Genomic DNA, 22,218 nt, shown 5'->3' with positions numbered 1-22,218 from the left:
ATTGAAAATGACTAATGTATACATAGTTGACGTATTACGTACCCCAGTTGGTAAAGCACCTCGTGGTGTATTTAAGCATACTTTGCCTGATGATTTGTTAGCACATGTAATCCGAAATTTAATGGAGCGTAATCCGTCTGTAGAGAAGTCAAAAATAGAGGATGTGGTTGTAGGATGTGCTATGCCAGAAGCGGAGCAAGGCATGAATGTAGCACGTATTGCATCGTTGCTGGCCGATTTACCTCAATCAGTCCCAGCAATGACCATTAACCGCTTTTGTTGTTCAGGTGTACAAAGTATTTCTATAGCTGCGGACTCTATTCGTAGTGGTGATGTACATTTGGCCCTTGCTGGTGGTGTGGAAAGCATGTCGATGGTACCTTTAGGTGGAAATAAGTATACAGCGAACCCAGCTATTTTTAATAATGAAGATATAGCGATCGCTTATGGTATGGGAATTACTGCTGAGAATGTAGCTAAGCGATGGGGAATTTCGCGAGAGCAACAAGATGAGTTTGCCACTGAAAGTCATAAAAAAGCCGTGGCAGCACAGCAACGTGGTGATTTTAAGGCGGAAATCAGTCCTATTGAAATCACGATAAGACACGCAGACTTAGAAAACTCAAATGTATTAATTAAGAAAAAATTGGTAAGTGAGGATGAAGGGCCACGTGCTGAGACTTCATATGAGGTAATTTCTAAGTTAAAACCCGTTTTTGCCGCAAGAGGAACGGTCACTGCGGGAAACAGTTCGCAGACTAGTGATGGTGCAGGTATCGCTTTATTAGCAAGTGAGCAGGCGCTACATTATTATAAGTTAAAACCCATGGGCCGGTTGTTAAGTTATGCGGTAGCTGGCGTTCCTCCTGAAATTATGGGGATTGGACCCATTGAAGCCATTCCTATTGCGTTAAAAAGAGCGGGAATTACATTAGAACAATTGGATTGGATAGAGCTTAATGAGGCTTTTGCGGCTCAAGCTTTAGCAGTGATCAAAGAACTCGATCTTCCTCGTGATAAAGTAAATCCCCTAGGCGGTGCTATTGCATTGGGTCATCCATTAGGAGCTACCGGTGCAATAAGAACAGCAACCTTATTACATGGTTTACAAAGAACTAAGGGCCGTTATGGCATGGTTACCATGTGCATCGGTACGGGTATGGGCGCTGCTGCAATATTTGAAGCGTTATAAAATCTTTTTTACGCAATAGTGTCAACAGCTTTGGCGCTATTGTGTAATCAATGTTTAATAACTATGGATTTTTTCTCTTTATAAATAACCTATTCAGGTCTTCAACAACTATTTTACAAAACTTGAACTTTGAAAGAGCGTCACCCTTTGTGAAAGCAGAGGAACCAGAGCTCCCTATCAAACAGTAAGATGTTATCTTAAGAATTGGAGTTGATTGAATCTGTAAATTCTGTGTGTCTTTTAAAGTGAGACACAACATTAAGAATTAAGACCTGTTTTCGCAGAGGGCGAGGCAAGGCTGATCTAAAAATTTAGTTTGCATTACTAGAAAACTCCTTCAAGGCAATGTGCTTGAAGGGTGATAGGATGGAGTTAAAACTAAATTCTCAATTGGACTAATTTTTATCACGAAAGATAATACGGCCCTTAGTTAGGTCATAAGGAGTTAACTCAACCTTGACTTTATCTCCAGTCAAAATTCTTATGTAATTTTTACGCATACGGCCAGAAATGTGAGCAGTAATAACATGCCCATTTTCTAATTCAACACGAAACATGGTGTTGGGTAGGGTGTCTATAACAGTACCAGCCATTTCTATATGATCTTCTTTTGCCATAGGTCTCTCAGTGATGTACCAAATTGATAAAGTTTATTATGCATAATTATACATATACTTGCAGCCATGTATACTGCACTAAAATAAATAAAATGGCAATCTAACCGTATCAAATTTCATGATTGGTATCTATTTGCTTGTGTAATATTTTTTCTATATGTAAAAATTTTATTAAACATAGCCTGTGAAATGTTTTTCGTGACTGGCTTGGGAACGTTTGGGTTTTATGAGTCCTTCTAAGTTAAATTCGTGTTTTTGTAATTCTATGATTAATGTTTTGAAGGGTTCGGCGCTAACATGTTGTTCAAAGAGTTTTTTTGCAGTATCGATAAATTTTTTCATTTTTTTATCAAACTTTATTTTATCTAAGGTATATTTTTCTTTAATCTCAGTTGAATCTGTTTTTGGAGGTTCTTGAGGGGGCTTGGGGGCTATTTTCCATCCTTCTTCAGTGAGTCCAAAGCGAAGATGTTTTACTATATCTTGTTCTTGACAGTAATAGGAAACAGTGATTAAACCTGGGTAAGAGGAGCTATCTCTTATTAAAAATACCGCCTTAGATTCTTTTGTTTTTGCATTATGCTGTTCTAGAAGGTTATGTATTTGGTAGCTGTTGATTAATCCAAAAATAATTGGGATCTTGGAGTTTGGTTCATTTTTTTGTATTGCTTCCATAAAATACTCCGGTTTTATTAAACTCATATTAAAGCTAGGCCATACTCAGTAAATTATGGCAAAAGGGGTTGACTATTAGCTACCTTATACAGCCTTCTAATAGTATAGTTCTACTAATTCAAAATATTAGTGGTCAAAAAGAGAAATGCCATAGGCCCTGTTTTGTAGGGTTAATTAATGTCTTGCCTAATAAACAAAGAAACTCTTTGCGATCAATTATCTTAGCACCTAGACTTTGTAAATGATTTGTAGGTATTTGACAATCAATAAAATCGAAATTCCACTTTATTAACGTTTTGCATAAATAATAAAGGGCAATTTTAGACGCATCCGTTATTTTATGAAACATGGATTCGCCAAAAAATGCCTGTCCTAGATTAATTCCATAAAGACCGCCAACAAGATTGTTTTCATACCATATTTCGAATGAATGAGCGAAGCCTAAAAGATGTAAAGTGGTGTATGCTTCTATCATTTCTTCCGTAATCCAAGTGTTATTAAACCGATCAGAACAAGTAGCACAGGCAGTAATTACTTGTTTAAATGCGGTATCGATGGTGCAACTAAAATCCTTTTTTAGAGATTTTTTTAAACTTCGGGATAAGTTAAATTCACTGGGAACCAAGATTAGTCTAGGATTTGGTGACCACCAAAGCACAGGCATGCCAGGTTCATACCATGGAAAAATTCCTTGCTTATAAGCCTGAAGTATACGTTGAGGAGCCAGATCTCCACCGACCATCAATAAACCATGATCATCACTAGTTTCTGGATTGGGGAAAGAGTATCGTTCATTATAACTCAACTTAATCTCCTGAACTTTGAGTTCTATAAAATTGCATCTTACAGTGATTATAAGCAAGTATTAGAGAAAGAAGAGAACATTATTAGCATTTTTTAGGGACACGATCTTAGGCTAGAAGAAATTTGGAGTCAGATATGAGATTAAAATACTTTATCAACTGCTAATCAAAGAAAATCATAGCCTGGGTATAATGGAAGAACCCAAGCTATAATTTTGCATTTTATTTATTTATTTAAATTTAAATCTAAATATTGTTCTGCATCAAGGGCGGCCATACAACCAAAACCTGCTGAAGTAATAGCCTGACGATATACATGATCAGCTACATCGCCACATGCAAATACTCCAGGAATGGATGTACTGGTAGCCATTCCATCAAGTCCTGATTTAATAACAATATAACCATTATTCATTAGGAGTTGATCTTTAAATAAATCAGTATTTGGCGTATGGCCAATGGCGATAAATACACCATCTACATCTAATGATTCTTTGGTATCATTCTGTACGTTACGAATTAAGGCTCCAGTTACTTTTTTACCATCACCTATGACTTCTTCCAATGTTGAATTCCAGATGATTTTGATATTGCCATTTCGAGTTTTCTCAAAAAGTTTATCTTGAAGAATTTTTTCAGCACGTAAACTATCACGTCGGTGAACCAAAGTAACTGACGAAGCAATGTTTGATAAATAAAGGGCTTCTTCAACTGCAGTATTTCCTCCACCAATAACACAGACTGCTTTATTCCGGTAGAAAAAACCATCACAAGTAGCACAGGCAGAAACGCCTCGCCCCTGATAGGCTGATTCAGATTCCAAGCCTAGATAACGCGCGGAGGCTCCAGTAGCAATAATTAAAGCATCACAGGTATAAGTTTCACTATCACCCTGAAGAACAAAAGGTGCTTGTGCTAAATTAGCTTTAACAATATGATCAAAAATGACTTGGGTTTCGAAGCGCTCAGCATGTTTTTGCATGCGCTCCATCAGGGCAGGGCCTTGTAATCCCTCAATATCTCCAGGCCAATTATCTACCTCTGTTGTAGTCGTTAATTGACCACCAGGTTGCATGCCAGTGATTAAAACGGGATTAAGATTGGCTCTTGCAGCATAGACAGCGGCGGTATAACCTGCTGGACCTGAACCTAATATGATTAAGCGATGGTGATTGCTTGCGCTCATCTCTCTGCCTTCCTTAATATTTTGTGTTAAGATGGCGAATATTATGATAAAAACAAAGATATGAAAATACCTATGGAAAAACAACGCTCCGGAAAAAAAGCTCAAGGAACTAAAAAGCACATGCCAAATTATGTCACCAAACGGTTGAGTGAGGGGAGTTTTATACTCATTTTAACAAGTGCTCTTTTTGTTCTTTTGTCCTTATTAACCTATAAAATCAGTGATCCTGGGCTGTCGCATGCTGCATGGAAGGGGCTTGCTGTGGCTAATTCAGGTGGACAAGTGGGGGCATACGTAGCAGATGCGCTTTATTTTACATTTGGATATATTGCCTATTTAGTGCCTATATCTTTTGTATATGTTGCATGGCTTATTTTACATGATTTTCGTGTGTTAAAAATTCTCGATAAACGAGTTTTATTGCTGCGCTCTATTGGTTTAATCTTTATGTTTGCAGGTGGTTGCGGCTTACTAAGTTTACAAGTGGAGATGAGCCAATTAAATTCTATTCGCGGTCCAGGAGGATTTATCGGACAGGCAGTAGGTGGTGGTTGGTACCAAATGCTGAATGTATATGGAGCAAGTCTCGCGTTATTGGCGATATTTTTAGTAGGTACTACTTGGTTCACTGGTTTATCCTGGATAAAAGCGATTGAGCTAATCGGTTTTTATACTTTATTTATTGTAAATTATGTGACCAAAATGCTACAAAAAGCATGGCAGTTTATCAAGTTTCAAAGTGATAAAAATAAAGCGAAAAAGGCAATAAAGATGTCTAATGCGCCTCGTGAGAAACCCGCACCTAAATTGTTTAAACCAAAAGTTGCCAAGGAAAAAGAAACAGTTATTGCTACCCCTGTTTTAATAACCAATGAAGCAAAGCCTGAAGTTAGTAAACCTGCTAAAGAAATAAAAGAAATTCGTGCTCCCAAAATGAGTACTTCAGGAGACTTACCTTCGCTCAGCTTGTTAGATAAAGGGCAACCTGGCAAACCTATGGGTGGATACACACACCAAGAGTTGGAAAATTTATCACGTGAAGTGGAACAGCATTTGTTAGATTTTGGCATTCAAGCTGGAGTAGTCGCTGTGCATCCAGGCCCTGTGGTTACTCGTTTTGAATTGCAATTGGCTGCTGGAATAAAGGTCAGTAAATTAACTGCTTTGGCTAAAGATTTAGCCCGTTCTTTATCGGTCATTTCAGTACGTGTTGTTGAGGTTATTCCTGGTAAGACTGTGGTTGGGTTGGAATTACCTAATCATTCACGTGAAGTTGTTCGATTATCTGATGTTTTGTCAGCGGGTGTCTATCAGCAGGCTCATTCGCCTGTAAGTATGGTTTTAGGAGTGGATATTGGAGGTCATCCAGTAGTAGTAGATTTGGCAAAAATGCCTCATTTACTCGTAGCTGGTACCACAGGTTCAGGTAAATCTGTGGGGATAAACGCTATGATTTTAAGTATCTTATTTAAAGCAACTCCTGAACAAGTACGCCTCATTATGGTTGATCCTAAAATGCTGGAGTTGTCAGTATATGATGGTATCCCGCATTTATTAACTCCAGTAGTTACTGATATGAAAGAAGCTGCCAGTGCTTTGCGTTGGTGTGTTGAGGAGATGGAGCGGCGATATAAGCTGATGGCTGCATTAGGAGTAAGAAATTTGGCGGGTTTCAATAGTAAAATTATTGAAGCCATTGCTAATGGCCAACCTTTGGTAAATCCTTTATGGAAACCTACCGATTCCATGGACGAAGTTGCCCCTGAATTGGAACCCTTACCCTGTATTGTCGTTGTGATTGATGAACTTGCAGACATGATGATGGTTGTGGGCAAGAAAGTAGAACAATTAATCGCACGTATCGCACAAAAAGCTCGGGCAGCAGGGATTCATATGATTCTTGCGACCCAAAGACCTTCTGTAGATGTTTTAACAGGTCTCATTAAATCAAATATTCCAACGCGAATGTCTTTTCAGGTTTCGTCAAAAATTGATTCTCGAACTATATTGGATCAACAAGGTGCGGAGCAATTATTGGGGCACGGAGATATGCTATACTTAGCACCTGGAAGTGGCGCTCCTTTACGTGTTCATGGCGCTTTTGTTGATGATAAAGAAGTGCATCGCATCGCAGATGATTGGCGTGCTCGCGGTGAACCTGATTATATTGATGCTATTTTAAAAATGCCTGGAGAAGGAAATGAAGGTGGCTCTGATGAAGAAGGTCAAACAGAAGATGATGATCCTCTTTATGACCAGGCGGTGGAATTTGTAATTCAAACACGTAAAGCAAGTATTTCTGCAGTACAAAGACGTTTGAAAATAGGTTATAACCGCGCAGCACGCATGATTGAAGAAATGGAGCGTGTAGGAATTGTTGGCCCCTTAGAAGGGGGATATCGAGATGTCCTAGTGACATCAGTGACTGAGGATTAACTATGAAAAAAATATTTATTGCGTTGCTATTAAGCATCTCTACCACGGTATTTTGTCAAACACCAGGTGAATTATTGCAGGCCAAACTCAACGGAATTCGTTCAATGGCTGCCAATTTTAAGCAATCAGTCAAGGCAAAACATCGAGTCGTATCTCGCTCGTCGGGTACTATGGCTTTACAAAGGCCAGGACGATTTCGCTGGCAAACCGTACAACCTATGGCGCAATTGATGGTTGCCGACGGTCAGAGAATTTGGGTTTATGATAAAGATTTAGAACAAGTAACGGTTAAAAAGCAAAGCAAGGGTTTGGGCGGTACTGCTGCTTTATTTTTAAGTGGTTATGACGATACAGTTACTCGAGATTTTAATGTATCTCAAAATGGAATGGGCGATGAATTGGTTTTTGATTTAAAATCAAAATCACCTAAAGCGGGTTTTCAACGAATTAAATTGATCTTTAGAAAAGAACTCTTAACTGGGTTAGAGCTTTATGATCAATTAGGGCAAGTGACTACTGTTCAATTATCTCAAATCAAATTAAACCCTAAATTGACCTCCAACATGTTTCAATTCAAAACGCCTAAAGGAGTGGATGTGGTTCAACAATGAGTTTGTTTCAGGAAAAACCTAAGCCACCATTGGCAGAACTTTTAAGGCCCAAGAGTCTCAGTGAGGTGATTGGACAAAGCCATTTATTAGGCGAGGGCAAATCTTTAAAATTAAGCTTTGCAGGAAAAAAACTTCATTCCATGATTTTATGGGGCCCACCTGGAGTTGGCAAAACAACAATTGCACGTGTTGCTGCAGAAACTTTTGATTGTGAATGGATAGCATTATCTGCAGTTTTTTCGGGAGTGAAGGACATTCGTGCTGCGATTGAAAAAGCACAAGAAAACTTGATTCATGGTAAACATACCTTATTGTTTATTGATGAAATTCATCGTTTTAATAAAGCACAACAAGATGCATTATTGCCTTATACAGAATCAGGCTTGGTTACTTTTATAGGAGCTACAACGGAAAACCCTTCTTTCGAAGTAAATTCTGCTTTACTTTCACGAGCCCAGGTATACGTCTTAAAACCATTAACTGATGGCGAACTACGGCAATTATTCCAAAAAGCGCATCAAGCAGTTTTATCCCATCTCCAATTTGATGAAGAGGCTATAGAAATGATCATCGGGTTTGCTGATGGGGATGGCAGACGATTATTAAATACTCTGGAACAATTACAAACTGCATGTACTGCAATGAATACTGAACATGTGACCAAAGAATTTGTCATAAACTCTTTAGCTGAAAATACGCGACGTTTTGATAAAGGCGGAGAAAACTTTTACGACCAAATTTCTGCATTACATAAATCTGTGCGTGGTTCTCATCCTGATGCCGCACTTTATTGGCTATGTCGCATGTTAGATGGAGGAGTAGATCCTCGTTATTTAGCTCGGCGTATTTTAAGAATGGCGTGGGAAGATATTGGCTTAGCTGATCCACGGGCAATGCAAATTGCAAATGATGCTGCAACAACATACGAGCGTCTTGGTTCTCCTGAAGGAGAGCTTGCATTGGGAGAAGCTGTTATTTATTTGTCTATAGCTGCGAAAAGTAATGCAGCTTATATGGCTTTTAACCAAGCAATGGATTTTGTAAAACAGGATAAATCTCGAGAAGTACCTATCCATTTGCGTAACGCACCGACTCGGTTGTTAAAAAAATTAGGCTATGGCAAAGAGTATCGTTATGCGCATGATGAACCTCACGCTTATGCTGCTGGAGAACATTATTTGCCCGAAGGGGTACGAGAACCCGGATGGTATAAACCAGTAGAGCGTGGTTTGGAAATAAAAATTGCCGAGAAACTTGCTTTTTTAAGATCATTAGATAAAAAAAATAATTAATATAAATTATATGACAGCAGTATCGCTTTAGAAATAGCAGTAAACTTTCAATGTTGATCAATATTTAAACTATATTCTCGGTATGATTTTGATGACAATGAAAATAATCATTCATTAAGGTTTGTTCCATGTCCAGGCATTTAGGTTTCCCAAGTTCCAATTCCTCAAAAGACCTCAAAAAACTGATAGATTTAGTTTCAAAATATAATGAAATTTCTAATGAAGAAGAAAGTGCTGAATTAAAAAGGTTATTTTATTTACAAAAAATCAATTGCTTAGCTCAATACAGTACAATCAATGAAATAATTCAGTGGAGAAATCAACCCGATAAAAATGGATTAGAGAGTCATTTACAAAAATATGAAATACATCGTGATTCATCACAACTATTACAGAGTATTGAGTTTGCCAATGCTGTCTCTCATGTTTCCCCTCCATTGAGTCCTCTACAAGAAACAGTGCAAACAAACTTCTATAAAGCAATGCAAGAACGCGATAAATTATTTACGAATGATCCAACTTCGGAAAATATTGCGCAATATATTCAGTATAATCAAATTATAAAAGCTTACTATCAACAGAATCAGCAATTACAAGAAAAAATTCAAAGGCATGTGTACTATTTATCACTCGCTTATGCAAAAGTTGATGCAATACAGGGATTTGTTCATGAAGAATTCGATGAATATCAAACCAAAGTTTTTGGCAATCCAGAAGGCAATAATAAAAACTTTACTTTTATTATTGAAGGTGAGCCAATAAACACTATAATCCGAGTAGAAGATCGACATACTTTTGGGAAAGAACAACAACTACAAACCCACCAAGTTAGCGAATATTTCTCTGAAGATTATATAACGATTATGGTTCCCTTTTTGAGTGATGATGACGAAATAACGTATCAACCTGTTGTGATTAGTGAATTTGCATCAAAAGGAGATTTAGCTCGTTATGCCCAAAAGCTGAAAGGCCGAGATCCAAAAGAGATTTATGAACAAACATTAAACTTTGTGACTCAAATCAGTGATTTTTGCACTAAACTAATGGACTCAGGGCATTATCATCCTGATATTAAATTATCTAATTTCTTAACTGATGGTAAGCGACTTATTGTTAGTGATAGAAAAACGATCACTGATAAAAAAGATCCAAAAGTAAATGAAATTTTTAGTTCCCCGGCTTATGGAGCGCCAGAATATCAGCGGTGTCTTAGATCAGGTAGTATCGGTCTCAATTTTAAAGCATTTACTACAAAACTAGATATGCCTTCCTACATGTCTTTTCAAGTAGGTACGGCTTTAAAAGAATTTATGCTTAAAAGTAATCTTATTCCTTATAACGCGCAGAGTGAAGATGACTTTGAGAAAAAATTTGTTAAATGGCAATTATTAAGTAAATTTGTTACGCCCCAGCCAGCAACAAATGAGGTCACGAATCTGTCATTGCTTGTTCAAGAATTAACTCGAGAAAATTCAAAAGACCGACTATCTATCGAACACTTCCAGAGATTATTAGGAAAGGTAACATTCTTTCCTGATGCATTGATACAAGAGTTGGAAAAATTATCTCCCGCATCTAGATTAAGCTCTTATGAAGATATCGAATTAATTAGAGCCATTTTAACTGCAGATAGTCTAGATGAGAAATTAGAAAAAAAATTAGAGCAAATGGAGCCAGCTCATTTAGAAAAACTACTTCAAGATCCGAGACTTAATCCAGAGGCATTATTCAGAGACAAAGCCCTTGTTCATATGAATCAATATTTACATACTGTGGATGATGCATTATTAAAAAAAGATTTAGAAATAGCCAATAATTTTAGATGGTTCTTTCATAAAATTTCTTTTGGATTTTTCAGGGTACCCAGGATTAGTACTATTGAGGACATAAAAGATAACTTGCCTAAGATGACTAAAATAACACAGACATGTTTTCTTTTAAACCGACTAGCAGGTAATGAAATTTTTCCGGGACTTGATGCAAACAAAAAGGCTTTATTCCAAAAGATCAGTGTCTTAAAACAAAGTGATGAGGAACAAGCCGCAAAAGATGATGAGGAATCTAAGCGCCGCCACTTGAGTAAATCAGCAAAAAGTAGTTCACAGGGTTTTCTTGATGATATATGCGATGTGATAATTCATGATACAGATACAAATAAAGAATGTGATGTAATAATCCATGATATTGATGACAAAGAAATAGATCAGGATATAAAGGGAGTAAAGTGTTCACTTAAGAACGATGAAACTTCTTTAGAAAGGTCAGTATACGACCAACATGTTACTATTATTCCTCTAAAAGTTGACGATATAGCCACTACAATTCAACGAGGTAATAAGATTAAAAATGGATTAGTCTCAATGAAGGAAGCTGTTGCTCAAGAAACTCTTGAAAAAGAGAATCGAGGTAAGAGACTTTAGTTCAAAATACTTAAGCATTAATAGATTGTAATTACATAATTTTTAGATATTCTCATTTGAATCTAAATTTGTTAGAGTCAGTATATTAATTATAATAATTTCATCATGCATTATTCTAATTACCAAACTTGTGCTGTAAAACCCCAGATACCTCTTTCTGAGTGGGATATTCTATCCAGTTTGCCTACGGCTTTAGTGATTATTAATTCTCAAGGGCGTATTGTTTGGTTAAACCCACCTGCCGAAGCGATGTTAGGTTATGGATTACTCGGTTCTTTATGGTTAGATGTGATTTTGCGGGCGTTTGTTCCGCGTGTTGATGATGGGCATGAGGTTTCTCTAGCGGATGGAAGGCGTGTTCATGTAGCGGTTGCTACTTTAGATAGTTTGCCAGGTATTTTAGTGAGCTTAACAGATATTACGGCAACACGAGATTATGAGAAAGCTAAAGAAAATGAAAAGCGTTTAGTTTCTATTGGCACAATGACCGCCCAGCTGGCTCATCAAATCAGAACTCCTCTAGCTTCAGCTATGTTGTATACGGAACATTTGAATAATCTTCTTGATTTGGATTCCCGCACTCAAAATTGGATTCTTAGATTGCAAGAATGTCATAGTAGTATTGAGCAACAAATTCAGGATTTATTATTATTTGCACGTGGTACTACAATCGAACCAACACGCATGGATGTAACTTACTGGTGTTCTTTACTGGTACAACGAGCTCAACCGTATGTTTTGGCCCGTGGGGTAACGTTAAATGTGAATAACCAGCTTATTACACGTGAGGCATTAATCCATGGAGAGTCACTCCTTGGTGCAGTTTTAAACTTAGTGATTAATTCATTACAATCAGAAGCAACAGAAATTAATTTAACACTTGCATCTACTGACAATTCAGGTATACAAATAACAGTAGAAGATAATGGAAAAGGAATGACAGAAGAGGTGAAAAATCAGGCTTTTTCACCTTTTTATACTACAAAGGCTCAAGGTAACGGTCTGGGTTTAGCAGTGGTATATGCAGTAGTAAAAGCGCATGGAGGTCGAGTAAATTTGGAGTCTACAGAGGGAATCGGCACTCAAGTGAATTTGTTTTTGCCCTAGGGGGTACTAACTTTTAGAAAAGGAAATCCTATGAGTCATGTTTTAATCGTTGAAGATGATCCGGTATTAAGGGAAGCTCTGGCTGAAACAATGACTATTTCTGGCCATACTTATATTACAGCTAAAAATGGCAAAGAAGCTTTAGTTCTTCTTGAAATCCATAATCCCTCTGTAGTTTTATCCGATATTCGCATGGATGAGATGGATGGAAATCAGCTATTATCGGAAATCCAAAAAAAAAGACCAGGGTTGCCTGTTATTTTAATGACCGCTTATGGTTCCGTTCAAGATGCAGTGACGGCTATTCATCATGGCGCAGTGGATTATTTACAAAAACCTTTTAGTGCTCAGGTATTAACTGAAAAAATCAATCAATACATTAAAGTTGAATTTGATGAAAATACTGGAGAACCTATAGCCCAAGATCCTAAAAGCCAAGCTTTATTGTCTATGGCATTAAAAGTCGCTCAATCTGATGTGGGAGTAATGATTAGTGGTGAAAGTGGAACAGGGAAAGAAGTGTTAGCACATTTTATTCATGATCATTCACCGCGAAAAAAACAACCCTTTATTGCAATTAATTGCGCTGCAATTCCTGAACAAATGCTTGAAGCAACCTTATTTGGTTATGAAAAAGGCTCATTTACTGGGGCGTATAAGTCTACTCCAGGAAAATTTGAGCAAGCACAAGGTGGAACTTTGCTTCTGGATGAAGTGAGTGAAATGCCTTTAAGTTTACAAGCTAAATTGCTTCGTGTTTTACAAGAGAAAGAAGTAGAGCGTATTGGTGCTAATAAAACAATAGATCTTGATGTACGTATTTTGGCTACAACAAACAGACTACTTAAGGACGAAGTGAAAGCTGGACGCTTTAGAGAAGATCTGTTCTATCGTTTGAATGTTTTTCCCTTACAATGGCATCCGCTGCGAGAAAGAAAAAATGATATTATTCCTTTAGCCAATTATTTAACTCGTAAACATTGCCAACATAAGCAGCCTGTAGTTCCTGTAATTAGCCCAGCTGCGCAAAAGTTGATGTTAGCTTATCCGTGGCCAGGAAATGCACGAGAGCTTGATAATGTGATTCAAAGAGCATTAGTATTACAAACACAAGGTATTATCGAAGCAGAACATTTACAATTATCCTTAACCGCCCCTTTGGTTCCAGATACAAGCTCAACAGCATACAGTAAAAATTTGCAAGTCCATGAATTTGAATTGATCGAGAAAACATTATTAGAAAATGAAGGTAATAGACAAAAGGTAGCTGCTTTATTAGGAGTAAGCGAGCGAACTTTACGTTATAAATTAGCGAAAATGCGAGAGGAAGGTTACACTGTATAAAACCTAAAATGTAGTATGAGCAAGCAAGCAATGGTATAGTAAAACAATTAATGAGTAACCGAATCCTAAGTGTGAGTAAAGTATTTAAACGAATCTGGGTGTATTTAGCAGTCTTCATAATTTTTATGGCTGTTTTATCCAGTATTTTCCGTGCACTAACTCCATGGGCGAAAGAGTATAAAGGTGATATTGAACAACATCTATCCCTTCTTCTTGGCCAGCCAGTTACCATTCAAACTATAGAGACAGGATGGTATTGGTTTCATCCCGTACTTAAATTAAATCAAGTTACTTTAGGCGATGACTCAAATAATAATTTTCATGTCAATAAATTATTAGTAGGGATTAATTTATTCAAATCTTTATGGAATTGGCAGATACAACCCGGCGTTCTTTATATTGATGATATGCATCTTAATCTAAGAGAAAAGGATGCTCATTGGACTATTGATGGTATTACTACAAATGCACTCAATAATAATGACATGACCCCCGAAAAAACCAAACAAATTTTAATTTGGTTATCACAACAAGAACGTTTAATTATTAAACATGTTTCAGCTTATTTTTATTTTAGCGATGGTGGTTTGATTCCAGTAGATGGATTAAATGTATCAGTAGCCAATAGTGGTGGACATTATAAATTTAAGGGAGGCGCTAGACTCGCACAAACTAACAGTACTGATTTTCAGTTATTAGGAGATGGATATTTTGATCCGGAACATTTTGAAGAGATAAAAGGACGGTTTTATTTCTCGGCTAAAAATATCGTACCTGCTCAATGGCAAAGTTTATTTCCTCAAGCAACGGAACATTTGGAAGGCGGTAAAGGTAACATTACTTTATGGGTTGATATGCGTCATGGTTCTATTACTTCAGTACAAGCACAGGTAGATTTTAAACGTTTGGCTTGGCGCCTATTACGTAATCAACAAAGCCAATTGATTCAGTCTTTTTTTGCTAACTTATCTTGGAAGCCTGATAATGTAGGATGGCAATTGCTTGCGGATCACATTCAATTGCGTATGGGAGGAATGAGTTGGCCTGAAAATCAGATATTACTTAAATACAAGAAAGAGCAGCAAAGTTATCAATTATTTGTGAAATCAATTATTATCGAATCGCTACTGTCTCATGCAATTGACTGGCCCCAAAGCATGCAAGCCCTGTTGGACATGGAGCCTCAGGGAATCTTACATGATTCTCAGATCATGATAACGGCGAATGCTAATGCCTCAAGTATCCCTCCCATCCCAAGTTTTAATGCGTTGAGCTTTGGTGCAGATGAGCTACCTCAGATCGAGCTTGCTGGGTCTAATGAGAACAAGCAAAACATTAAAGATAATTTGCAAAAAGATGATAATGAGACAGTTTTTAATGATTATTCTATTAATTATGTTTTAACACGTTTTGAACAGCTGGGGTGGAACGCCAGAGATTCCATCCCAGAAGTACATCATCTTTCAGGAGTGATTAATTGGCAACCTGACCAAGGACGTTTAGAACTTGACTCCGAGAATACTTCCATAAAGGTAAGCGGTTATCCAGAGCAAATTTTATCATTACTTAATGGTGCTTTTGATTGGAAGGACTTGAATGACGGTTTGCGCGTTAGCATAGAGAGATTTGTCTTTAGTCAGCCTGAGTTAACAATGAGTATGCAAGGTGTTGTCGATCAAGTAAGTCGCCAATCTATAGGCCATATTCGTTTGGGTGCCGAATTTTCTGGAAAAAATTGGCAGCAATGGGTTGCTTTTCTTCCTAAAGAATACTTGAAACCCAAATTATATCTTTGGTTGAAAAATGATCTAAAACGTATTTCTGAAGCAAGTGGCCAGATTAGGCTTAACGGTTTAGCGAAAGATTTCCCCTTTGATAATAATACAGGGGAATTTACTATAGATAGTTTTGCGAGTGGGGGAGAGCTTGCAATCAATTCTAAATGGCAAGTGATTAAAGACATTGATGGATATATTCATCTAAACAAGCGTAATTTAAATATTGATATAGCCCATGCTAATTTTCAGGGCGTGCCAGCCAAACAAATGCATTTGCGTATTGATGATATAGGAAAGAATAAAGAAAATTTGATTGTTACTGGAAGAATTAATGCATCTGTTCAAAAAATGATGGATTATATTATGGCTTCTCCCCTCAAGAAAAAACTATCTCTTTTGAAAATGTTGTCAGTTAAGGGAACTGCATTACTCAATTTAAGAGTAGAGGCTCCTTTATATCCTGAAAATGATACCGTGCTTGCTCAGGGAAATGCGACTTTTAAAAATAACACCATTATTGTAAATCATGAATTAAGCAAATTTACTGTAAAGAATTTATCTGGTGAATTAATGTTTAATGAAGCAGGAGTTACTGATAGTTCCTTGTCTGCTAACATTCTTGAAAATCCAATGAATATTAAAGTTCAATCTGTTAAACAGCCAAAACCAGCTACAACAATTACCGTTAATGGAAAATGTACTGTTGATTCTTTAAAGGATCAATTTAAACTACCTATTTTTGCTTTAGCTGATGGTTCTTTTTTGGTGAATGCAGAATTAAAGCTAACTGATAAACCTTCGGAAGCAGACAGTATCAGTTTAAGCAGCTCCTTGGAGGGATTAGCAATTCATTTACCTGCACCTTTAGGAAAAGAGGCGGATGAAAAAACGCCTCTAAATTTGAATGTTGATTTTAATGCAAAAGAATCAATGCGGTTAAGAGGTCATTATGATGTACGGCTCAGCGCTGATCTACTGTTTAAAAAAGAAAAGCAAGGACTGGCTTTTAGTTCAGGGCAATTGCGCTTGGGAAGTGCGAATGCGGTAAATCAGAATTTACCGGGGCTTTCACTGGTCGGCTCATTAAAAGGTTTTGATTTGCACGATTGGAAGGATATATATACTCAATTTTCTACAACACAAACGAATACATCTTTATTAAATAAACTACGCATCATCAATATAACCATTGATAAATTTAACTTTTTAAAACAACAATTCAATGCAATGGTTATTAAAGCAAAAATACTACCTAACAAGGATTGGTCTTTTAGTTTACAACAAAAAATGATTGCTGCAGATTTGGTTTATCGTGCACCAACCAACGAATTAAGCGGCCATGTCCAGTATTTGAATTTGGATAAAATCCATGTTGCTGATAAGGATTATGTTGATTCAGTACAAATACACCCAGATCAAATTCCAAATCTTAATTTGCGCATTGATAACTTATCAGTGAATAAATTACAAATTGGTAGCGTTACTTTGAAAAGCCAGTCCAGTGTTGGAAAATGGTCGATAAATTATTGCCGAATTGATTCTCCAGTTTATCAGTTTGATGTTCAGGGCGAGTGGACCGAAAAAAATAAAGTCAACCAAACAAAACTGGATGTCAAATTAAATATGACTCATTTAGCAAAAACTTTAGAACGTTGGAATGTAACTCCTGCTGTTCATGCTAAAAAAGGTTATATGGAGTTTCACGGGGGGTGGAAAAATAGAGTATATAACTTTTCTCTCGCCTCATTAAATGGAGAGATGTATCTACAATTTAAAAATGGAAGGATTACTCATTTAAGTAAGGCAACTGAAGAAAAACTGGGTTTAGGTAAATTATTAAGTATTTTGAGTTTACAGACAATTCCGCGTCGATTGCAATTGGATTTTAGTGATTTGTCACATCAAGGATACAGCTTTGACATTTTTCAAGGAAATTTTATGATTAACAATGGGATCATGACCACCCAAGACAGTTATCTGGATGGTCCGGTTGCTTATGCCGGTATGAAAGGAGATTTAAATTTACCCAAGCATACTTATAATTTGAACTTAAAGATCTCACCCCATATAACCGCAAGCTTACCAGTTGTTGCAACTATTGCAGGTGGCCCTGTTGCTGGTGTTGCAGCATGGGTTGCAAATAATATTATAAGTCAAAGTATGCAAAAAATTTCTGGGTACAGTTACAAAATATCAGGGCCATGGAATGAACCTGTCATTCAGCAGCTTAGCATGGTGAAGAAATTAATGAAGAGAGTAGTGGACTAATTTAATGACAATAGGACGAATACTCTATGTTCTAAAATGAAGACATAAATGCTCCATTTTATATTTGATCGTTACTGGGACATCTGTTTATTAAAGGAAAGTCCTGAAAATACCCCTTATTCTATTTCTCGAATGGTTTTGAGTGGATTTTTTTTGGCTTTACTCATCATGATTGAATGGAGTGTTACTTCATTTAAATCTTCTAATGGTATGGTGAATAGTGCACTTATTTCTTTCTGTTTGATTATTTCTGATGTGATTTATACTTATCTGGTTTTATCCTTTAAAGGGTTAGCAGCAAGACTTGTACAAGTTGTAACTTCATTATTTTTTATCAACATTATTATTCATATATTAGTTATTCCTTTGTTGCTGATCGCTCCTTATTTATCTCAAATTCATTTAAGAAACCCTTTATTTTTATTTCTGGGAATTATTTATTTATTTTTAAGTTTGGGCTTATCGGTTTGGCAATTTGTTATTACAGCTAATATTTATAAGTTCGCATTAAATTTGACTATGATTCAAGCAGTATTAACTACTTTTGGCTTAGTTGCTGTTAACATTTTAACTGTTTCTTTATTACAATGAGATTAGGATTATTATGCATTTACATATATTAGGTATCAGTGGAACATTTATGAGTGCCCTTGCTTTGCTTGCTCGTGAAGCAGGGCATAAAGTTACTGGTAGCGATGCTAATTGCTATCCACCTGTCAGTGATTTGCTTGCGGCAAAAGGCATAGAGTGGACTGAGGGTTATGTGGATACACGTTATGCATTACAAGCTGATTTAATTATTGTGGGTAATGCAATTAAAAGAGGCATGCCCGTGCTTGAGGCTGTTCTGGAGTCAGGAAAGCCCTACACTTCAGGACCACAATGGCTCGCTGAAAACATTTTATCCCAATATCAAGTGATTGCTGTTTCAGGAACACATGGAAAGACAACAACCACCTCTATGATTGCATGGATTTTACATCAAGCGGGTTTGAATCCTGGTTTTTTGATCGGTGGTGTATCGTCAGATTTTAAAACCAGTGCTTGCTTGGGCTCAGGAAAATGGTTTGTAATTGAGGCAGATGAATATGACAGTGCTTTTTTTGATAAACGTCCTAAATTTATGCACTATCGACCAAGAATAGCTATTTTAAACAATTTAGAGTTTGATCATGCCGATATTTATCCTGATCTTGCAGCAATTCAATTGCAGTTTCATTATCTGTTAAGAACGATACCTGCAAGTGGTGTTGCGCTCAAACCTTGTCATGATAAAGCGCTAAATGAAGTTATTGCACGTGGCCAGTATTCACGAATTGAAGAGCTTTCTTTGGATGGTGATGCTCAATGGTCTGCAAAATTACTTGAAGAGAATGGTTCATCATTTAAAGTATTGCATCTGGGGCAAGAAGTTGCGGAAGTTAATTGGCCTTTAATTGGCCGTTTTAATGTAGAAAATGGTTTGGCTGCGCTTGCTGCGAGTGTAAACGCAGGCGTAAGCCCCGAAGTTGCTGCTGAAGCCTTAGAACGTTTTACACCAGTGAAACGTCGATTGGAAGTTCGTTCCAATAAGCATGGTATCACCGTCTATGATGATTTTGCACACCATCCTACCGCTATCATGCGCACTGTTGATGCTTTAAAACGAAGTAATAGGCATCAACGAATTTTTGCTGTTTTGGAGTTTGCATCATATACCATGCGCACAGGCATTCATGCTATAGAAATGGCACACGCTTTGGAATCAGTTCATGGCGCCTATGTTTTAGAACCTCAAGATTTTGATTTACATAAAACCTTAGATCATTGGACCTGCCCTTACACCATTTGTAAAAGCCATGATGACATCGTTAATGAAGTCTCAAAAACAGTACAAGCAGGAGATGCTGTATTGGTTATGAGTAACCGTGGTTTTAATGGTATTCATCAAAAGCTAATTACTTCAATTGATGAGCGTTTTGCAATGTAGTGTTTTGATGAATAATTCAACAACATGGCTATATGTTTAACCGTTAAAACTCAAGCATTAATTGAGAAAAAGAAACGCTTAATTCTTTTTATGTTCAATTCGTTAAATTAATAGTTGCAATATTTTTTATTGGTTGTTATAAAAAATGGAGGCGTTTACATTTTAGGACATAAATGACGCGTTGCAGTTTTGCGGGTCACTATTTGCAGGAGGGATGCAATGACTCAGTTTGCTATATTTCAGCAAAAAGCAAAACGGTTAGCGATGTGTTTAGCACGAGCTTATGGACAACATGCGGGCTGTTTAAGTTTTTTTTCAATACTAATTCCTGACAATGCTGCCATGGATGATGCGAGCACAATAAGTCTCCTAGCTCGGAGCTTAGATGAGACTTATGATTTACTCAATTATGTTAAAGACGTTAAAAGGGATCCTAAGTTAACTCTTGATGATTTCAATGAATTTAGAACCAAGGTTATTATTGGAATATATTTACTAAAGTGGTTTCAATATAGCTCAATAATAAACAGTTATTTGCACCAACCTTTGATTGATTTATTTCGCGGTCATTTGGGGGTGCAATCACTTGAAGAGATAAATAAGGGGTTCTTTGATTCGTGTCTGAGCGATCTTAGCTATTATTGCACTTTTGTTTATGAAAGACGTGAAGAAAAAACATATAGTGAATTAAATACACGATTAGGAGCAACAATTCAAAAAGACATTCATGAGGCTAAACACTTATCGTTTTATAATGGTTCTTCAGCGTTGTATGGGATTTATAGAGGGATCATGGGTTCCTTGGGATTGAATATGTAATAAGGAGGTTGTATGACTTATACCCCACCACCATTTGCGACATTTAGAGTCAATACTCTTAACCTGGACACTGCATATTCTACTTTATTAGGCAGATATAAAGTGGTTGAAGCACGGAGTAGTGATTCAGTGCAACAAACTAGTCTTGAAGTATTAATAGCCAGAACAAATGAAGTAATAAACAGCAAGACCGATAGAGAGAGTCAACGCGAAGTATTTAACTTATTAGTTAATGAATTGCGACAAATTCCCAAAGAAGATAAAGAAAAAACCACCCAAGGCACTTTGTTTTTATTAGGAGCATTAATTCATCGTTATTTTCGGTTAATCAAAGAGTATGATGATTATAATGGATATGCATCTTGGACCTATTTTGGTAGATGTGATGTCACTAATTGTAAATTGTTCCTAGCGATAAGAAGGGCGTTGCAATTAAAAGAAATAGAGCATATTCCTAAAAAGAAATTCAAAGAAGATGACTTAAAGATTCTTGATGTTGTAACTATTGTACGGGCATTAGAGGTTTTTCGTGATAATATGCTTATCGAAGATAAAGAAAAAGTTCTTCGATACATGAAATATCCTCATTTTGCTCAAGATGCAAATTTCCAAAAATACTTGCAGGAGATTATTGAGCAACAAACAAGGCGTGGTGCTGCGATTTTGCATCGGTTTAAAGCAATCGCTTTTGTCCAATCTCTAATAAAACAAATTGAAAATGAACGACAGCAGCTTGATAAAGATATAGAAAAATGGTGCAAAGCGGTAGCAAAAGAGCATAAAGATTTTAATGTTTTTAAAACATTAAATGACGAGGCAATTGGCGCAAGTATTCTTAAATATGTTGAATCAGATAAATCAAGAAATATAATATATGATTTATATTACACACCATTGATTCGAGATAATCTCGAATCAATGGATCATAGCATTTTGCTAACCAAGTTAAAGGAAGGTTATGAGCAAAAATGCAACTATATGCTTTTTGGTGGATATGCCTTATTATTGCAACATCCAAGGGGACTGGATGACAATTTATTGTTTACCTTACAAAAAGCATTAGGTCTCGAGCGTTCTTTAGATGAGTTGAGTAAAGAGGATCTTGGTAATGGGATAATATTTCTCAAGGAATTTCTTGAACATGATCCTAGTGTTATTTTAGATTGTGAGTTTTTTGGTGGACGAGATAAAATGGATACCCTTATTGCACGAGTAGAGAAAGAATTGACCAAAGCAACATCCCCGGAGGGTGTTGAGAATGCGCTCTCATTAACCTGTTAGTTTTTCAAAAACAATCCCGGTTAGAAAATCATAATCCGGGATGTTTACGAAATTCATTTTCTTGTTGAATAGAATCAAGATCAACACTAAATAAATAACGTTTGATGTGTCTATTATGAAAACAAACCAAAAGTCAGTAATTTGGAGGTTCTGCAGGGTAAAACGATTCAATTAGAGCCTCTTACTATGAATCATTATGAGTTTGTACGATCTACTGGCGTTTCTTTTTCAACAACAAATTTTTTGTTCGTCATGCGCGTTATCATCCGATGATAATAAAATTCATCCAACATACGTTTTTTTACAGCACTATTACCTCGGCGATAACACAAGCGCTATGTTTTTAAATATAAATCCCTTTTCAATGCTCCCATGCCGCTTTCTCTCCTTAGGCAACAGGTCATTTGAGGTAATGCGTCG

At 36.7% G+C, this 22,218-nt stretch carries 16 protein-coding genes; 12 read left to right on the top strand and 4 right to left on the bottom strand.

All coding sequences use genetic code 11. The annotated features are described in order from the left end of the window. Positions 1–7: 7 nt before the first annotated feature. Positions 8–1,192, top strand: a complete 1,185-nt coding sequence (locus tag Lsan_RS09885; RefSeq protein WP_058514237.1) for an acetyl-CoA C-acyltransferase — start codon at positions 8–10, stop codon at positions 1,190–1,192. A gap of 395 nt (positions 1,193–1,587) precedes the next feature. Here the strand turns inward: Lsan_RS09885 and infA are convergent, their stop codons facing one another. From infA to trxB, 4 genes are all read right to left on the bottom strand, one after another. Continuing rightward, positions 1,588–1,809: a translation initiation factor IF-1 gene (gene infA, locus Lsan_RS09880; RefSeq protein ID WP_019233117.1), complete on the bottom strand. Its 222-nt coding sequence runs from the start codon at positions 1,807–1,809 to the stop codon at positions 1,588–1,590. A 171-nt stretch (positions 1,810–1,980) separates the two neighbouring features. Continuing rightward, complete coding sequence (locus Lsan_RS09875) at positions 1,981–2,484, bottom strand: SH2 domain-containing protein (RefSeq protein ID WP_058514236.1); 504 nt, start codon at positions 2,482–2,484, stop codon at positions 1,981–1,983. A 133-nt stretch (positions 2,485–2,617) separates the two neighbouring features. After that, entirely contained in the window at positions 2,618–3,226 is a 609-nt protein-coding gene (gene aat, locus Lsan_RS09870; protein WP_420324294.1) for a leucyl/phenylalanyl-tRNA--protein transferase, read from the bottom strand. Between the two features lie 287 nt (positions 3,227–3,513). Continuing rightward, on the bottom strand, positions 3,514–4,473 hold the full coding sequence (trxB, locus tag Lsan_RS09865; protein WP_058514234.1) for a thioredoxin-disulfide reductase: 960 nt from the start codon (positions 4,471–4,473) through the stop codon (positions 3,514–3,516). Between the two features lie 72 nt (positions 4,474–4,545). On the opposite strand from trxB, the gene Lsan_RS09860 reads away from it, so the two are divergent. The 11 genes from Lsan_RS09860 (at position 4,546) to Lsan_RS09810 (ending at position 21,798) form a co-directional block, all read left to right on the top strand. Then, positions 4,546–6,909 (top strand): DNA translocase FtsK, encoded by a 2,364-nt coding sequence (locus tag Lsan_RS09860; protein WP_058514233.1) that lies wholly within the window; start codon positions 4,546–4,548, stop codon positions 6,907–6,909. Between the two features lie 2 nt (positions 6,910–6,911). Then, positions 6,912–7,520, top strand: coding sequence for an outer membrane lipoprotein periplasmic chaperone LolA (gene lolA, locus Lsan_RS09855; RefSeq protein ID WP_058514232.1), 609 nt, complete (start codon positions 6,912–6,914; stop codon positions 7,518–7,520). Further along, complete coding sequence (locus Lsan_RS09850; RefSeq protein ID WP_058514231.1) at positions 7,517–8,812, top strand: replication-associated recombination protein A; 1,296 nt, start codon at positions 7,517–7,519, stop codon at positions 8,810–8,812. The genes lolA and Lsan_RS09850 overlap by 4 nt, the downstream gene beginning before the upstream one ends. A 128-nt stretch (positions 8,813–8,940) precedes the next feature. Beyond that, positions 8,941–11,232: a protein kinase family protein gene (locus Lsan_RS09845; RefSeq protein WP_058514230.1), complete on the top strand. Its 2,292-nt coding sequence runs from the start codon at positions 8,941–8,943 to the stop codon at positions 11,230–11,232. A 105-nt stretch (positions 11,233–11,337) separates the two neighbouring features. Continuing rightward, positions 11,338–12,339 (top strand): sensor histidine kinase, encoded by a 1,002-nt coding sequence (locus tag Lsan_RS09840; protein WP_058514229.1) that lies wholly within the window; start codon positions 11,338–11,340, stop codon positions 12,337–12,339. A 30-nt stretch (positions 12,340–12,369) separates the two neighbouring features. Further along, complete coding sequence (locus tag Lsan_RS09835) at positions 12,370–13,683, top strand: sigma-54-dependent transcriptional regulator (RefSeq protein ID WP_058514228.1); 1,314 nt, start codon at positions 12,370–12,372, stop codon at positions 13,681–13,683. A gap of 50 nt (positions 13,684–13,733) precedes the next feature. Further along, positions 13,734–17,729 carry a YhdP family phospholipid transporter gene (locus Lsan_RS09830; RefSeq protein ID WP_058514227.1) on the top strand — a complete coding sequence of 1,332 codons (3,996 nt, stop codon included), beginning with the start codon at positions 13,734–13,736 and terminating at the stop codon, positions 17,727–17,729. Positions 17,730–17,777: 48 nt separating this feature from the next. After that, a complete protein-coding gene (locus tag Lsan_RS09825; RefSeq protein WP_058514226.1) occupies positions 17,778–18,320 on the top strand; it encodes a hypothetical protein in 543 nt (180 codons plus the stop codon). Positions 18,321–18,333: 13 nt separating this feature from the next. Beyond that, positions 18,334–19,698: a UDP-N-acetylmuramate:L-alanyl-gamma-D-glutamyl-meso-diaminopimelate ligase gene (gene mpl / locus Lsan_RS09820; RefSeq protein ID WP_058514225.1), complete on the top strand. Its 1,365-nt coding sequence runs from the start codon at positions 18,334–18,336 to the stop codon at positions 19,696–19,698. Positions 19,699–19,917: 219 nt separating this feature from the next. Continuing rightward, complete coding sequence (locus tag Lsan_RS09815) at positions 19,918–20,517, top strand: hypothetical protein (protein WP_058514224.1); 600 nt, start codon at positions 19,918–19,920, stop codon at positions 20,515–20,517. Between the two features lie 12 nt (positions 20,518–20,529). Then, positions 20,530–21,798, top strand: a complete 1,269-nt coding sequence (locus Lsan_RS09810) for a hypothetical protein (RefSeq protein WP_058514223.1) — start codon at positions 20,530–20,532, stop codon at positions 21,796–21,798. Positions 21,799–22,218: the final 420 nt, after the last annotated feature.

The sequence above is a fragment of the Legionella santicrucis genome (assembly GCF_001468135.1).
GTDB classification, from domain to species: domain Bacteria; phylum Pseudomonadota; class Gammaproteobacteria; order Legionellales; family Legionellaceae; genus Legionella; species Legionella santicrucis.
Note: the sequence above shows the minus strand (reverse complement) of the source record. Positions and strands in the feature narration are given on the sequence as shown.

Coding starts and splice junctions, on each gene's coding strand:
- Lsan_RS09885 (WP_058514237.1), top strand. CDS start 8: ATGACTAATGTATACATAGTTGACGTATTACGTACCCCAGTTGGTAAA.
- infA (WP_019233117.1), bottom strand. CDS start 1,809: ATGGCAAAAGAAGATCATATAGAAATGGCTGGTACTGTTATAGACACC.
- Lsan_RS09875 (WP_058514236.1), bottom strand. CDS start 2,484: ATGGAAGCAATACAAAAAAATGAACCAAACTCCAAGATCCCAATTATT.
- aat (WP_420324294.1), bottom strand. CDS start 3,226: ATGGTCGGTGGAGATCTGGCTCCTCAACGTATACTTCAGGCTTATAAG.
- trxB (WP_058514234.1), bottom strand. CDS start 4,473: ATGAGCGCAAGCAATCACCATCGCTTAATCATATTAGGTTCAGGTCCA.
- Lsan_RS09860 (WP_058514233.1), top strand. CDS start 4,546: ATGGAAAAACAACGCTCCGGAAAAAAAGCTCAAGGAACTAAAAAGCAC.
- lolA (WP_058514232.1), top strand. CDS start 6,912: ATGAAAAAAATATTTATTGCGTTGCTATTAAGCATCTCTACCACGGTA.
- Lsan_RS09850 (WP_058514231.1), top strand. CDS start 7,517: ATGAGTTTGTTTCAGGAAAAACCTAAGCCACCATTGGCAGAACTTTTA.
- Lsan_RS09845 (WP_058514230.1), top strand. CDS start 8,941: ATGTCCAGGCATTTAGGTTTCCCAAGTTCCAATTCCTCAAAAGACCTC.
- Lsan_RS09840 (WP_058514229.1), top strand. CDS start 11,338: ATGCATTATTCTAATTACCAAACTTGTGCTGTAAAACCCCAGATACCT.
- Lsan_RS09835 (WP_058514228.1), top strand. CDS start 12,370: ATGAGTCATGTTTTAATCGTTGAAGATGATCCGGTATTAAGGGAAGCT.
- Lsan_RS09830 (WP_058514227.1), top strand. CDS start 13,734: ATGAGTAACCGAATCCTAAGTGTGAGTAAAGTATTTAAACGAATCTGG.
- Lsan_RS09825 (WP_058514226.1), top strand. CDS start 17,778: ATGCTCCATTTTATATTTGATCGTTACTGGGACATCTGTTTATTAAAG.
- mpl (WP_058514225.1), top strand. CDS start 18,334: ATGCATTTACATATATTAGGTATCAGTGGAACATTTATGAGTGCCCTT.
- Lsan_RS09815 (WP_058514224.1), top strand. CDS start 19,918: ATGACTCAGTTTGCTATATTTCAGCAAAAAGCAAAACGGTTAGCGATG.
- Lsan_RS09810 (WP_058514223.1), top strand. CDS start 20,530: ATGACTTATACCCCACCACCATTTGCGACATTTAGAGTCAATACTCTT.